Annotated in this window: 13 protein-coding genes and 1 riboswitch; of the genes, 7 read left to right on the forward strand and 6 right to left on the reverse strand. The window is 70.9% G+C overall.

Features of this window, described 5'->3' with window-relative positions:
- The first annotated feature begins 52 nt into the window (after nt 1–52).
- The 3 genes from AOM05_RS11380 to AOM05_RS11390 all read left to right on the forward strand — a co-directional run bounded on the left by AOM05_RS11380 (nt 53) and on the right by AOM05_RS11390 (nt 3875).
- A complete protein-coding gene (locus AOM05_RS11380; RefSeq protein WP_062522346.1) occupies nt 53–1441 on the forward strand; it encodes a hemolysin family protein in 1389 nt (462 codons plus the stop codon).
- Nucleotides 1438–2484 carry a hemolysin family protein gene (locus AOM05_RS11385; RefSeq protein ID WP_062522348.1) on the forward strand — a complete coding sequence of 349 codons (1047 nt, stop codon included), beginning with the start codon at nt 1438–1440 and terminating at the stop codon, nt 2482–2484. The genes AOM05_RS11380 and AOM05_RS11385 overlap by 4 nt, the downstream gene beginning before the upstream one ends.
- Before the next feature lie 185 nt (nt 2485–2669).
- The gene (locus AOM05_RS11390; protein ID WP_062522350.1) at nt 2670–3875 is read left to right on the forward strand and encodes a DUF2510 domain-containing protein; all 1206 of its coding nucleotides are present in this window, start codon (nt 2670–2672) and stop codon (nt 3873–3875) included.
- Between the two features lie 37 nt (nt 3876–3912).
- On the opposite strand, the gene AOM05_RS14020 is transcribed toward AOM05_RS11390, so the two are convergent.
- Nucleotides 3913–4083, reverse strand: a complete 171-nt coding sequence (locus tag AOM05_RS14020) for a methionine/alanine import family NSS transporter small subunit (RefSeq protein ID WP_082097479.1) — start codon at nt 4081–4083, stop codon at nt 3913–3915.
- Nucleotides 4080–5687, reverse strand: a complete 1608-nt coding sequence (locus AOM05_RS11395) for a sodium-dependent transporter (protein ID WP_082097480.1) — start codon at nt 5685–5687, stop codon at nt 4080–4082. The genes AOM05_RS14020 and AOM05_RS11395 overlap by 4 nt, the downstream gene beginning before the upstream one ends.
- A 134-nt stretch (nt 5688–5821) precedes the next feature.
- Here AOM05_RS11395 and AOM05_RS11400 point away from each other — a divergent pair, with 134 nt between their 5' ends.
- From AOM05_RS11400 to AOM05_RS11410, 3 genes are all read left to right on the forward strand, one after another.
- Complete coding sequence (locus tag AOM05_RS11400; RefSeq protein WP_062522352.1) at nt 5822–6253, forward strand: nucleotidyltransferase family protein; 432 nt, start codon at nt 5822–5824, stop codon at nt 6251–6253.
- The gene (locus AOM05_RS11405) at nt 6250–6591 is read left to right on the forward strand and encodes a HepT-like ribonuclease domain-containing protein (protein ID WP_062522353.1); all 342 of its coding nucleotides are present in this window, start codon (nt 6250–6252) and stop codon (nt 6589–6591) included. Before AOM05_RS11400 ends, AOM05_RS11405 begins: the two co-directional genes overlap by 4 nt.
- A 95-nt stretch (nt 6592–6686) precedes the next feature.
- Nucleotides 6687–7889: a mechanosensitive ion channel family protein gene (locus AOM05_RS11410; RefSeq protein ID WP_228373282.1), complete on the forward strand. Its 1203-nt coding sequence runs from the start codon at nt 6687–6689 to the stop codon at nt 7887–7889.
- Between the two features lie 6 nt (nt 7890–7895).
- Here the strand turns inward: AOM05_RS11410 and AOM05_RS11415 are convergent, their stop codons facing one another.
- Entirely contained in the window at nt 7896–8573 is a 678-nt protein-coding gene (locus tag AOM05_RS11415; protein ID WP_062522354.1) for a TIGR00266 family protein, read from the reverse strand.
- 132 nt (nt 8574–8705) lie between these two features.
- Nucleotides 8706–8819, forward strand: a riboswitch (SAM riboswitch).
- Between the two features lie 17 nt (nt 8820–8836).
- Between AOM05_RS11415 and AOM05_RS11420 the strand changes: the two genes are divergently transcribed.
- The gene (locus AOM05_RS11420; RefSeq protein WP_062522356.1) at nt 8837–9265 is read left to right on the forward strand and encodes a hypothetical protein; all 429 of its coding nucleotides are present in this window, start codon (nt 8837–8839) and stop codon (nt 9263–9265) included.
- Between the two features lie 68 nt (nt 9266–9333).
- Here the strand turns inward: AOM05_RS11420 and AOM05_RS11425 are convergent, their stop codons facing one another.
- From AOM05_RS11425 to pheS, 3 genes are all read right to left on the reverse strand, one after another.
- Nucleotides 9334–10395 carry a phospholipase D-like domain-containing protein gene (locus AOM05_RS11425; RefSeq protein WP_082097483.1) on the reverse strand — a complete coding sequence of 354 codons (1062 nt, stop codon included), beginning with the start codon at nt 10393–10395 and terminating at the stop codon, nt 9334–9336.
- A gap of 261 nt (nt 10396–10656) precedes the next feature.
- The gene (pheT, locus tag AOM05_RS11430) at nt 10657–13239 is read right to left on the reverse strand and encodes a phenylalanine--tRNA ligase subunit beta (protein ID WP_062522360.1); all 2583 of its coding nucleotides are present in this window, start codon (nt 13237–13239) and stop codon (nt 10657–10659) included.
- Complete coding sequence (gene pheS, locus AOM05_RS11435) at nt 13239–14327, reverse strand: phenylalanine--tRNA ligase subunit alpha (protein WP_062522362.1); 1089 nt, start codon at nt 14325–14327, stop codon at nt 13239–13241. The genes pheT and pheS overlap by 1 nt, the downstream gene beginning before the upstream one ends.
- Between the last annotated feature and the right edge of the window lie 85 nt (nt 14328–14412).

The following is a 14412-nucleotide window of genomic DNA, read 5'->3' on the forward strand; positions in this document are numbered from 1 at the left end:
ACCCGCAGCCGGCGCCAGCCCCCGTCCACCCCTCGCGTGAGGGAGCCCGCCCGTGACCGAGGCCTGGCTGCTCCTCCTGCTCGCGCTGCTGCTCATCGCCGCGAACGCGCTGTTCGTCGCCGCCGAGTTCGCCTTCGTCACGGTCGACCGCCCCACCGTAGACCGCGAGGCCGCCGCGGGCGACCGCCGGGCGGCCTCCCTCCAGAAGGGCCTGCGGAAGCTGTCCACCGAGCTGTCGGGCGCGCAGCTCGGCATCACCGTGACATCGCTCATGGTCGGCTTCATCGCCGAGCCGTCGATCGCGACGCTGCTGCGCGTGCCGCTCGAGGCCGCGGGCCTGCCCGAGGAGTCCTCGCTGGGCGTCGCGCTGACGCTCGCGTTCATCCTGGCCACCGGCACCCAGATGGTGTTCGGCGAGCTGGTGCCCAAGAACTGGGCGATCGCGGAGCCCCTGCGCATCGGTCGCGCGGTCGCGGGCGCGATGCGCGGCTTCACCTGGTTCGCCGGGCCGCTGATCCGCGTGCTCAACGGGTCCGCCAACCGGATCGTGCGCGCGTTCGGCATCGAGCCGCGCGAGGAGCTCGCGTCCGCGCGGTCCGCGCGCGAGCTGCAGTCCATCGCGGAGCGCTCCGCCGAGCAGGGCACGCTCGAGCCGCGCGTCGCGCAGCGCCTCGCGCGCGCCGCCGAGATGGGCGAGCGCACCGCCTCCGACGCGATGACGCCGCGCACGCGCGTCCACTTCGTGGGGCACGATGCGCCGGTCACCGAGGTCCTGGAGCTCGCCTCCCGCACGGGTCACGCCCGCTTCCCCGTCACCGGCGAGGACGTCGACCAGATCGTGGGCGTCGCGCACTTCAAGCGCGCCCTCGCGGTGCCGGCACGGGCGCGTCGCACCACCACGGTGGCCGAGATCGCGCTGCCCGTCGAGTCGGTGCCGTCGACCATGCCGCTGAGCGCGGTGCTTTCCGCGCTGCGCTCGGGCTCCCAGGTCGCGGTGGTGGTCGACGAGTACGGCGGCACCGACGGCGTGGTCACCCTCGAGGACCTGGTCGAGGAGATCGTGGGCGAGATCGAGGACGAGCAGGACCGTCCCGTCAGCCGTCACCGCCGCCTGCGCGACGGCCGCTGGTCGCTGTCCGGCCTGCTGCGCCCCGACGAGGCGGGCGAGGTCATGGGCCTCGAGCTGCCCGAGGCCCGCGAGTCCGACACGCTGGGCGGCCTGCTCACGGAGCTGCTCGAGCGCTTCCCCGAGGTAGGCGACGTGGTGTCTCTGGATGCCCGGGATGAGGCCCGTCGCGACGACGACGGCATCCCCGTGCCCGTGACCGCGCGTGTGCGCGTGACCCGCCTCGACGGGCACCGCGTGGACCGCGTGCTGGTCGAGGTGGTCGACGTCTCGCCGGACCCCGAGACCTATGAGCCCGAGGGGGCGGACCGATGAACGACTACACCGCCCTCCTCATCGCCGTCGCGCTGCTGATCGGCAACGCCTTCTTCGTTGGCGCCGAGTTCGCGCTCATCTCCGCGCGCCGCACCCAGATCGAGCCGCGCGCCGCGGCCGGATCCTGGGGCGCACGCATCACCCTGCGCGCCATGGAGCACGTGTCGCTCATGATGGCCGGCGCGCAGCTGGGCATCACCGCCTGCTCGCTGGGCCTGGGCGCGATCGCGGAGCCCGCGATCGCGCACCTGCTCGAGGTCCCGCTCGAGGCGATCGGGATCACCGGCGCGTGGGTGCACGGCATCGCGTTCACCATCGCCCTGGTGATCGTGGTCTACCTCCACATGGTGCTGGGCGAGATGGTGCCGAAGAACATCGCGATCGCGGGGCCCGAGAGGTCCGCGATCGCGCTCGGCCCGGTCCTGTACGGGATCGTGTGGGTGCTCAAGCCGCTCATCTGGCTGCTCAACATGACCGCCAACCTGGTGCTGCGCCTGCTCAAGGTGGAGCCTCAGGACGAGGTCACGTCGACGTTCCGTGCCGAGGAGGTCGAGGGCTTCCTCGCGGAGTCCCGTTCCGAGGGCCTGCTCGACGAGCACGAGCACCGCGTGCTCACCGGATCGCTCACGCTCAGCTTCGAGACCGTGCGCGACGTCATGACGCCCGTCGAAGAGCTGGTGACGCTGCCCGTGGACGTGACGCCGCAGCGCGCGCAGAAGGAGTGCGTGCGCACCGGCTACTCGCGCTTCCCGATGGTGGACGGCTCCGGCGAGTGGGTCGGCTACCTCCACCTCAAGGACTTCGCGCAGGTGCCGCGCGGCGGCGCCACCAAGCCGGTGCCCGCCGACGCGGTGCGCCCGCTCACGGACATCTCCCCCGACGCATCGCTCGAGGAGGCGCTCACCGCGATGCAGTCGCGTGGCACGCACCTCGCGCTGGTGCGCGCTGCGGACGGCGAGGTGCTGGGCGCGGCGATGCTCGAGGACGTCATCGAGCGGCTGGTCGGCGAGGTCGTGGACGCGGCCCAGGCCGTGGAGGGGTGAACTCCGCGGATCCGCCGCCACCCCGACAGTTGGTAGACCTTGGTCGCTTCTGCGAGGTCGCGTCCTCACAGTGGTAGACCGTGGTCGGTCCGCCAGTGAGATCCGTCACGATCGACCCTCCAGCACGTCGCTCCTGGTAGGTTCGCGCTCGGAGCGGCGGGGGCCGTTCCGGGCTGGGGGTTGGCGTGGGGTTCGATCCGACCGAGTGGCATCCGGAGCCGGTGCGCCGCGAGGAGCGCCGGGCACCGGGCATGCCGGCGTCCGGATGGCTGCCCGACCCGAGCGAGACGGACCTCGAGCGCTACTGGGACGGTGCACGCTGGACCAGCAGGGTCCGCAACCGCCACACGCGGGTCGAGCGCGGCGTCACCCCGGCCGCCTACTCCGCTCCCGCGCGGAGCTGGACGCTGCCCGACCAGCCGACGCGTCCGTCGCGGTCCGCGCGCCGGACCGGCGCGCGCCGGTTCTGGACCACCACCGTGGTGGTGCTCGCGACGCTGCTGGCGGTCTCCGGCTTCGCGTACCGCGTGGGACTCATCCCCGAGGGTGTTGATCCGGCGACCGCCGCCGTCGACGCGCTCGCGGGCCTCGCCGAGCCGGAAAGCGCCACCCCGCCCGCCGACGCGACGGTCGCGTACCCCGTCCACGGCTCGAGCGACCTGGTGCGCCACCTCGCGGCCGGGATGATCACCCAGGAGGAGTCGATCGCGGTGGGCTACTGGGTGGGCCCCGACGGCGACGCGCTGCTCAGCGACGCGCTCCTCGAGGCGGCGACCCAGAACCCGTACGTGTTCGTCTCCGGGTGGACCACCACCACCCTGGGCGCGCGCGTCACGGTCCAGCCGACCTACATCTACCCCGCCGACGAGGCGGAGCGGCGCCGGGTCGAGACCGCGGACGCCGTGCAGGTCGGGCTCGCGGCGTCGGGCGCCGCCTCGGCGACGACGGCCGCGGAGAAGGTCTCCCTCATCCACGACTACGTCGCCTCCGTCGCGACGTACGACCACGCCGCGGCGGCCGCCATCGATCGCGGCGAGGACTCCGCGATCGTCGACCGGTCGCAGGAGGCGTACGGGATCCTGGTCGAGGGCACCGCCGTGTGCGGCGGCTACGCGCAGGCGTTCCTCGCGATGGCTGACGCCGCCGGCCTCGACGCGGTCGCGGTGACCGGCTTCGCGGACGGGGGGCTCACCTCGGGCGCGCACGCGTGGAACAAGGTGCTGGTCGACGGGCGCTGGCTCACCGTCGACGTGACGTGGGACGACGCGGACCAGGTCGGCGAGATCCTCCACGACTACCTGCTGATCCCCGACGGGGACCAGGCGCTCCTGTCCCGGACGGCGGACGCCGACTGGATGCTCGACTCGCACCTGGGCGACTACGGCGCCTGAGCCGGCCCGCGCATCGTCCCCGCGGCCGTGGGCCGTGCTAGAGGTCGCGCGGGTGCCGCTCGACCTCGTCGGGCACCACGGTGTCCTCGCCGCCCGGAGGCATGTGGTCGTTCTCCGGCCGCCGCGCGAGCACGATGATCGACACCGCGAGGCCGCCCCACACGAGCACGATCGACACCACCAGCAGCACCACCGCGGACGTGCTCATGACGGGCTCCTCGGGTCGTAGTCCTCGGTGTGCCTCTCCCCCACGTCGGCGGGCAGGTTCAGCTGCTCACGCGTGGGCCACGGATGGAAGCGGACGATGTCGCGCCGCCACTTCGCGAGCGGCATCAGACACGCGACGAGCGCGAGGAACAGCACCGTCCCCCATCCGAACACCACCACGTACCAGGTGGGATAGCCGCCGTAGCCGTCGATCGCGAGAGAGACGGCCTTCTCGACGAACATGTAGATGAGCAGCAGCGCGACCGCGCTCACCAGCCACAGCCACGCCTTGCCCGGCCGCAGCGTCGAGACTGCCGCGAGGTGCCGCTCGAGCTCGTGGCCGCGGCGCCCGATCCACACCGCCGCGGCGATCATGGTGATGGCGCCGGCCACGATCCCGAGCTGGTTGGACCACTGGTCCACCGTGTCGAGCAGGTACAGCCCGGTGGTGGTGCCGAAGCCGATGATCGACAGCACCGCGCTCACGCCGCCCACCGCGAGCGCCGCGGTGCGGGGCTTGAGGTTGAGCTTGTCCTGCAGCGCCGAGGACACCACCTGCAGCACGGAGACCAGCGAGGTGAGGCCGGCGAGCACCAGCGATGCGAAGAACAGCGCGCCGAAGAACGCGCCGCCGGGCATCTCCGCGATGGTCGCGGGGAACGTCACGAAGGACAGGAACGGCCCCGCGATGCCGTCGAGCTCGCCCACCCCGACGCCCTGCTGGCTCGCGAGGAATCCCAGCGTCGCGAAGACCCCGATGCCCGCGAGCAGCTCGAAGGAGCTGTTGCCGAACGCGACCACCAGGCCCGGCGCCGTGAGATTGGACCGGCGGCGCCGGTACGAGGCGTACGTGATCATGATCCCGTAGGCCAGCGACAGCGAGAAGAAGATCTGCCCGTACGCGGCGATCCACACCTGCGGATCGCTGAGCGCCGCGAAGTCCGGCGTGAACAGCGCCTCGATGCCGTCGCCCGCGCCCTCGAGGAACAGCGCGCGCACCACGATCACCGTGAAGGTCGCCACCAGCACCGGGATGCCGATGATGTTGAGCCGCTCGACGCCGGTGTGCAGGCCCAGCGCGAGGATCACGATGGTGACCAGCCACACGGCCACCAGCGGGATGATCACCTTGGGAACGAACGACATCGAGAACGTGCCGGCCTCCCCCAGCTGGAGATAGTCGCCGGTGAAGAAGCCAGCCGGATCGTCCGCGTAGGACAGGTCGAAGCTGAAGAAGAAGTAGCTGAGCGCCCACGCGATGATCGCCGTGTAGTACAGCCCGATCACGAAGCAGATGGCGACGTGCAGCCAGCCCACGCCCTCGGCGTGCCTGTGGACGCGCTTCATCGCCAGCGGCGCGGATCCGCGGAAGCGGTGTCCGATCGCGTGCTCCAGGAACAGGATCGGGATGCCCGCCGTCACGAGCGCGATGAGGTACGGGATCATGAACGCCCCGCCGCCATGCTCGTAGGCCTGGCCGGGGAACCGCCAGATGTTCCCCAGCCCCACGGCGGAGCCGATGGCGGCCAGGATGAACGCGGTCTGTCCGGACCAATGCTCGCGCTTCTCGTGGGTGTGGGCGGGTGCTGCGGGCCGCTCGGCCATGTGGGACCTCCCCTCCACCGCTCACGCTAGACCCGGCCCGCGCATCGTGCCTGGTGACTGGGGACGATGCGGCGGCTGGCTTGGGCGTCCACACCCCTTCACCACTCTCACCATCTGGTGCTAGCGTCGCAAGGGTGAGGCGCGCGACCGTGACGCTGCCCGACGAGCTGGAGCAGCGGCTCGCCGCGTTCGTCGCCGCCCAACCGGGGCGGCCCACGTTCACATCGGTGGTCGAGGACGCCTTGACGCGCTACCTCGAGGCGGACGCTCCGCGCGCCTCGCGCATCGTCGATGTGCTGCGCAGCCGCGGCGAGATCGTGGACGCCGCGACGTCGCTGGGTGCGCTGCGGATCGGGGTCTTCGGGTCGACTGCCCGGGCCGAGGACGGCCCCGACTCCGACGTCGACTTCTGGGTCGACGCCGCGCCCGGCATGACGCTGTTCGACCTGGCCGCGCTGCGCGGGCGGCTCGCTGAACTGTTGGCATGCGACGTCGACCTGGTCACAGTCGGCAGCATCCCGCTCGACGTGCGCGACGCGATCCTCGCCGAGTCGGTGGTCCTGTGACTCCGGTGCCGCCTCGCGATGCCGAGCGGCTGCGCCACGTGATCGACGCGTGCGATCGGATCGACGACTACGTGGGCGGCTCCCGAGCGGCGCTCGACGATCCACGCACATCCGATGCCGTGCTGTACTGCCTGACCATCGTCGGCGAGGCCCTCGGTGCACTGAGCGACGCCACCTACGCGAGACTGCCCTCGGTGCCGACTGCTGCGCCCAAGGCACAGCGGAACCTGATCGTCCACGAGTACTGGCGCGTCGACCGTGACGTCATCTGGGACACCGTCTCCCATGCTCTGCCGCGCCTGCGCGCGGATGCCTCCGCCGTGCTGGGCGACGTCTGAGCGATCTCCACGCGCGCTCTGCGCCGGGCGTCATCGCGGCGAAACATCCCCTTCGTAGTGTCGAGGGCGAGCACTGACCCGGAAGGAGGCTCGACGTGGACGACTGGCTCGGACTCGGGATGACGGTGGTGGTGAGCGTCGCCGTGGCGGTGGTGATCGCGCTGGCGGTCAAACTGGTGATGCGCGTGGTGGCGCGGCGCAACGCGTGGGCGGGTGCGCTGGTGGCGCAGGTGCGCGGGCCGTTCTGGGCCCTCGCGCTGCTGCTGGGGCTGTGGTTCGGGGTGCACGCGTCGCTGCGGCGGAGCGACTGGATGCCGGCGATCTCGCAGGTGTTCACCATCGCGGCGATCGCGATCCTCGCGTGGCTGCTCATCGCGGTGGTGAGGTTCGTCTCGGACGTGGCGCTCGACCACAACCGGATCGACATCCCCGACAACCGGCTCGCGCGACGGCTGCGGACCCAGACCCTGATTGTGAGGCGGCTCGCGATCGCGCTGATCGTGGTGATCGCCATCGGGGCGGCGCTGTTCACGTTCGACTCGGTGCGCGCGGTCGGGGCGTCGGTGCTGGCCTCGGCGGGCATCGCGTCCATAGTCGCTGGCCTCGCCGCGCAGTCGGTGCTGGGCAACATGTTCGCCGGCATCCAGCTGGTCTTCAGCGACGCGTTGCGCGTCGACGACGTGATCGTCGCCCAGGGCGAGTGGGGCCGCGTGGGCGAGATCACGCTCAGCTACGTGGTGCTCGACCTGTGGGACGACCGCCGCCTGGTGCTCCCCTGCACCTACTTCACCACCACGCCCTACGAGAACTGGACCCGGCAGGGGTCCGAGCTGCTCGGGTCCGTCGAGTTCGACCTCGACTGGCGGGTGTCGCCGCAGCGCATGCGCGAGCACCTCGAGACGGTGCTCGAGCAGACGCCGCTGTACGACGGCCGCGCGTCCGTGCTCCAGGTGACCGAGGCGACGGGCGGCTACGTCCGCGTCCGGATCCTGGTGACCGCGAAGGACGCGCCCACGCTGTACGACCTCCGCTGCTTCGTGCGCGAGGCCATGGTGCTGTGGATCCAGTCGGTGATGCCGGACGCGGCGCCCGCGCAGAGGGTGCTCGTGTCGGAGGCCGCCGCGCCCGCCCCGCGCGGCCGTCGCGCCGCCGCGCCCGCGGAGCACGCCGGCGACGGCGGCCTCTTCACCGGGTCCGCCGAGGCCGAGGAGCGCGCGAGCCAGTTCACGCACGGCATCCCGCGGGTGACGGTCGAGGGGGACGATGCGGCGGCCGGCTCGGACGCCGAGCCCCGGTGAGGTTGCCTACGAGCTGCTGCGCTGCGGGTTGACCCGCTTGATCCACTCGACCAGGTCGTTCGTCGAGCGGGTCTGCAGCCACACGCGGCCCGGGCCGGTGAAGTCGGTCACCAGGCCCTCGCCACCGAGGATGGTGGACTTCCAGCTGCCCGCCTTGCGGACGCTGTACTGGACCGACTCGTCGAACGCGACCACGTGGCCGGTGTCGAGGGTCATGGTCTCGCCAGGCTGGAGCGCGGTGGCAAGGATGGCGCCGTAGGAGGACAGCAGCAGGTCGCCCGCGCCCGAGCAGCGCAGCAGGATGAGCCCCTCGCCGCTGAAGAACGACTTGCCGCCTCCCCACTTCGAGTCGACGTCGATGCTCGGGTCGGATGCGCTCCATGAGCCTGACTGCACCATCAGCCCGGTGGTGCCGTCGAGCGTCACCGTAGCCATGTCGCCCGGGAGGGTGGAGGCGACGCCCACCTGGCCGCCGCTGCCGGAGTGGAAGTCGTTGACGAAGAAGCTCTCGCCGCCCAGCGAGCGCTTGAGTCCCTTCATGAATCCGCCGCGGGTCGAGGTCTCGATCTGGATGTCGCCCCGCGTCATCGCCATCGCTCCCGCCTCGACTCGGACGGAGCCACCCGGCGGCAGCGTGACCGTGCCCATCGCGAACGCTGGTCCCGCGGTGATGCTGACGTCCATGAGGTGCTCCTTGCCTCGTCGGTGAGGGCCCGCGGTGCGGGCGCTGCTCCACCGTAGCGAGGGACGATGCGCGTGTCGCCTGGTCCGGCCGGGTCCGGCGGATGTCGGGGGACGTTGGTACCGTCGGTGCTGGATCACGAAGCCTGGCCACAAGCCCTCCAGCCGGCCAGCTGGCAACCGCGTCCCGACACGGTGCCCCTGGAGGAAGATCCGCCGCACGCCGCCCGGCGCGCGGAAGAACGGATTCTCTGAAGGAGAGAGCCATGGCTGATGCCACGCGTCCGCGCTGCCTGTACTCGGCAAGCGGACACCTCGTCCACATCATCCAGATCAAGCGCGCGCTGCGCGACGGGCCGCCGCGTGACATGCGGATCGTGGGCGCCCACGAACGGGGCGTCTACGTCGCTCCGCTCGACGCGCCCGACCAGGTCGAGACCTGGTGCATGCACGACGAGTGGCGAGCGATCGCCCACGAGGCCATCGCGCACCACCGCACGCACATCCGCGCCTACACTCACGGCCTCGCCGAGATCATGGACCGCAAGGTCTCGTACGTGCCGCCGGAGCACTGGCGCGAATGCCCCGCGCTCGAGGACCTCAAGGTCTGGGAGCGGCCGTGGGTCACGCGCGCGGACTTCGAGGCCGAGGTAGCCGCTGGCCGATGGCCCGGCGCGGAGCCTCGCACCGAGTAGCGATCACCGGTGCGGTTCCGGGTCGCTGGTGGCGGCCCGGAACCGCCCTCGCCTGCTCGCTGATGCGCTCAATCGTGGGTGTCGCCGTCGCCGCAGACGTGGCGCGCGTGGAAGTCCAGGATCTGATCGATCGTGTCGGGCCGGTGGGTCTCCAAGGCGATCTCGCGTGTGCCGAGGCGCACGCCGCCCTCCACGAAATTGTGCGAGCCGGTGATCGCCGCGCGCGCGCCATCTGCACGGAAGAAGACCATCGCCTTGGCATGCAGATAGCGGTTCCTCGTGTACATCGAACGATGGCCGGTCCACATCATCGAGGACGCGATGAGCACGCGATTCGCAGGGCTGGCGTTGCGCGGCGGGTTGAACCAGAGCTCGTTCTCGCGTGCGCTGATGACCTTGCCGAGCTCCCCGGTGGGGCAGTATTGGGACACGAGCAGCACCCGCTCGGACTTCCGCGCCAGCGCCACCGCCCGGCGGTAGATGATCGAGTCTCCGGGGATCCCGCCGTCCACCAGCACCCGGTCGCTGCCGTATCGATACTCGAGCGACTCGTGGCCTCGCTCGTGCGCGTTCATGTGCTGAATCTGGTGGTAGACCTCCTCCAGGTCGTCGGCGAGCCGCGCGTCGGCGATGCGAAGCATGAAGTCGGCGTTCTCAACGCCCTTGCGATCCAGGTTCACCCCGCCGAACGCGTACGACGTGTCGTCCACCACGCAGAACTTCGTGTGCGTCCGGCCACGCCACGGAAGCCCCTTCTCGCGTCCCAACCACGTGAACCGCACGCCTTCGCGAATGAGCTTCGAGGCCAGCGTGTCGGACTTGCGCCACGCCTTGGTCCGATATCCGGTGGGGAGGAACGTGCCGGCGGCATCCGCGTAGGTGAAGACATCGGCGGCGACCGAGACCTCGACCCCGCGCCTCGCCGCCCACACGAGCGCCTCGATGAGGTCATCCGTGCGGTGGTCGTGCGCGATGGTCAACGTCGTCAGCAGCACGCGCCGCTTGGCGTCGTGGACTCGTTGGGTCGCGTCGGCGACATATTCCTCGCCCCGGAGCAGCTGGGGCGGCGCAAGGCCCCCGCGGCGGCTTTGGGAGTGCCCGCCGTGTGGAGGTGCCGGTGCACTGGTCACAGATCCACGCTTCCTGACTGTCCTCCCAGTCTATGGAGGCGCGGTGCGCGGTGGTGACGCCGATGCGGTGATCCGTGCAACGCAATGAGCGGAACAGGACACACGGGGACGCCCTTCGCTGCACCCGTCTCACCTCGAGACGCAGAAGCGGCGGCCGGCAGGTCTCCCTGCAGGCCGCCGCGACGATGATCTACCACTGGCGAGCAGCGATCGCTGGAATCCGACAACCATCTGCCAACTCGCGCGGGGTGGATGGGTTGGTTAGCGGAGCACTGCTCCGAACTTCTCCCCTGCCGCCGCGATGATGGCCTCGCGCACCGCGAGAACCTCCTCAGCGGTGAGCGTGTGGTCCGCGTCGCGCATCTTCACGTTGATGGCGAGGGACTTCTTGCCCGCGCCGATCTGCTCGCCCGTATAGACGTCGAACACGCGCGCGTCCTCGACCAGGCCATCCCCGGCCTCGATCACGGCGTCCACCAGCGCACCGGCGGTCACGGAAGACGGCACCACGAAAGCGAAGTCCTCCTTCGCCAGCACCTGCCCGGAGACGGGCGACGCCGTCACCAGCACGCCCTCCGACTCCTCAATAAGAGGGTCGAGCGCGACCTCGAACGCGACCGTCCGCGCGGGCAGGCCCAGGTTCTCGCACACCTTCGGGTGCAGCTCGCCCGCCCCGCCGACGATCTCGCCGTCGAGACGGTAGATCGCCACGCGCCCCGGGTGGAACGGCGCAGTCGACTGGCGCTCCCCCGCCTCGTTCGAGATCTCGAGCACCACGCCGCACGCGCGCTCGACCTTCTCGACCATCGCCATCGCGTCGGTCCACTTCCACGGCGTGGCGTGGCCGTCCCAGCCGGCGGCGATCTTGTTGCCAGCCATGACGCCCGCGACGCGGCGAACCTGGCCGGGGATCGCCTTGTTGAGCGCCTCGACGTCGTCCGGGGTGATCGAGTCACCCGAATAAGTGGCAGGCACAGAACCCACCAGGCGGCCCAGGTACGCGCGGCCGGTCTCGTACACGGCGACGTCCTGCGCGCCGCGGCCCAGGTTGACGCGCACCGCGTCCACCAGCGTCTCCGCCAGCGCCGTGCGCAGCAGCGGCTGCTCGGCGGACAGCGGGTTCGCGAGGCGGATGACATCGCGGCGGACATCATCGGCGGGCAGCAGGCAGTCGTCGAGGCGCGCCTCGGAGATGAACGGGTACGTGAGCACCTGGGTCAGGCCCGCCTCGGCCAGCGACCGTGCCACCGACTTCCGCACGATCTGCGAGTGCGTGTACCCGCGCCCCGGAGGCGCGACGGGCAGCACGGACGGCAGGTTCTCGAAGCCGCGCAGGCGCGCGACCTCCTCGACCAGGTTGATGGGGCCCTCGAGGTCCGCGCGCCACGTCGGCGGCGTCACGATGAGCACCTCGCCGTCGCGCTCGACCGTGCAGCCCACCTGCTCGAGCGAGTCGGTGACCTCCTCGACCGAGTACTCGACGCCCACGATCCGCGACGGGTAGTCGCGGTCCATCTCGATGGCCTGAACGGGTGCGACGTCGTTGACGTCCGTGTAGATCTCCTCGACCACGCCGCCGCCGTGCTCCACGAGCAGGTTCGCGGCACGCTGCACGGCCACCGGGGGCAGCGCGGTGTCGACCGCCCGCTCGAAGCGTCGCGACGCCTCCGAGCCGAGCTTGTGACGGCGCGCCGTGCGCGCGATGGTGATCGGGTCGAAGTGCGCCGCCTCGAGCAGCACGTCCGTGGTGGACGCGGAGACCTCGGTCAGCGCGCCGCCCATGACACCGGCGATGCCGATCGCGCGAGCACCGTGCCCACCATCAGAGTCCGTGATGAGCAGGTCCTCGCCGTCGAGCACGCGTGTCGCGTCGTCCAGCGTGACGATCGACTCCGCCGGACGCGCGCGCCGCACCACGATGGGCGCGGTGAGCGTCGCGAGGTCGTACGCGTGCAGCGGCTGACCCAGCTCGAGCATGACGTAGTTGGTGACGTCCACGGCGAGCGAGATCGACCGCATGCCGGCCGCCTCGAGCCGCTGCTTCATCCACGCAGGCGACGCCGCCGCGGGGTCGAACCCGCGCACCACCCTCGCCACGAACCGGTCGCACCCGACCGTCCCGCGCACGGGCGCATCGTCCCTGATTTCGACGGCGAAGCCGTCGCCGACGGCCCCCGTGACCGGAATACCAGCGGGATCGGTGAACGATGCGCCGGTCGCGTGAGCGTACTCGCGCGCCACCCCGCGGATGGAGAACGAGTAGCCGCGGTCGGGCGTGACGTTGATCTCGATGGTCTTCTGGTCGAGGCCGAGCAGCGGGATCGCGTCCTGGCCGGGCTCCAGATCCGAAGCGGAGAACCCCAGCTCGGTCAGCACGATGATCCCCGAGTGGTCCTCGCCGAGGCCCAGCTCGCGCGCCGAGCAGATCATGCCGTCGGACCAGTGACCGTACGTCTTGCGGCCCGAGATCGGGAACGGTCCGGGCAGCGTCGCGCCCGGCAGCACCACCACGACCCAGTCGCCCTCGACGAAGTTGTGCGCGCCGCACACGATGCCCTTCGAGGACGGGTAGTCGACCTTGTTGTCGGGCTTGTGGCCCGGACCCTCGGGGTCGTTGAACGCACCGACGTCGACGCGGCAGTAGTTGATGGTCTTGCCGTTGGACTGCTCCTCCTTGACCAGCGACATGACGCGACCCACCACGAGCGGGCCGACGACGCCGGAGCCGTGGATGCCCTCCTCCTCCAGCCCGACGCGGGCGAGCGACGTGGCGATGTCCTCGGGCGTCGCGCCGTCGACCAGAGCGACCGACTCCGCGAGCCAGCTAAGCGGAATCTTGGGCATCAGATCTCCATCCCGAACTGCTGAGAGAAGCGCACATCGCCCTCGACCATGTCGCGCATGTCGGTGACGTTGTGGCGGAACATCAGGGTGCGCTCGATCCCCATGCCGAATGCGAACGCGGTGTACTTCTCAGGGTCGATCCCCGCCGCGACGAGCACGTTGGGGTGGGTCATGCCGCAGCCGCCCCACTCGATCCAACCGGTGCCGCGGCACGTGCGGCACTCGGAGTCGGACCCGCCGCACACGAAGCAGCGCAGGTCCATCTCCGCGCTGGGTTCGGTGAACGGGAAGAACGACGGGCGCAGGCGCGTCACCGCGTCCGGCCCGAACAGCGACTTCGCGAAGTGGTCGAGCGTGCCCTTGAGGTGAGCCATCGTCAGACCGCGATCGATCGCGAGGCCCTCGATCTGGTGGAACACCGGGGTGTGGGTCGCGTCCAGCTCGTCGGTGCGGAACGTCTTTCCGGGGCACACCACGTAGATGCCGCGGCCCTCGTTCTCGAGGGCGTCGCGACGCTCGAGCGCCGCGCGCACCTGCACCGGCGAGGTGTGCGTGCGCATCAGCAGCCCCGAGCTCGGCGGGTCGATGAAGAACGTGTCCTGCATCTCCCGCGCCGGGTGGTCCGGGTCGAAGTTGAGGGCGTCGAAGTTGAACCACTCCGCCTCCATCTCGGGGCCCTCGGCAACCTCCCAGCCCATGGAGACGAACACGTCGCACATGCGCTCCTGCATGGTCTCCAGCGGATGGCGAGCGCCTGGCGCCTGGCGCGACACGGGCAGCGTGACGTCCACGGCCTCCTCGACCAGCACGCGGGCGTCGCGCTCGGCCTCGAGCTCCTCGGTGCGCGCGGCGAGCGCGCGGCCCATCGCGGCGCGGGCGGCGCCCATCGCCTTGCCGGCGGCGGCCTTCTCCTCGGGCGAGAGCCCGCCGATCTGCCGGTTCGCGAGCGTCAGCGCCGCCTTGTCGCCGGTGTGCGCGAGGCGGGCCTCCTTCAGATCGTCCAGGGAGGATGCCGCGGCGAAGGCGGCCAGCGCCTCGGCGACCGCGGCGTCGACGCCGGCGGCGTCGAGCGGGGAGAGTTCAGTCATGGGTGGCCCTTCACAGCCTCGAAAACAACCGGGGGAAGTCTAGCGGGCGCGCGCGGGACGGTGCGGGCGCGCGGCATGCGTTCAG

This window comes from Demequina silvatica, assembly GCF_000971215.1.
In the GTDB taxonomy this organism is placed as follows: domain Bacteria; phylum Actinomycetota; class Actinomycetes; order Actinomycetales; family Demequinaceae; genus Demequina; species Demequina silvatica.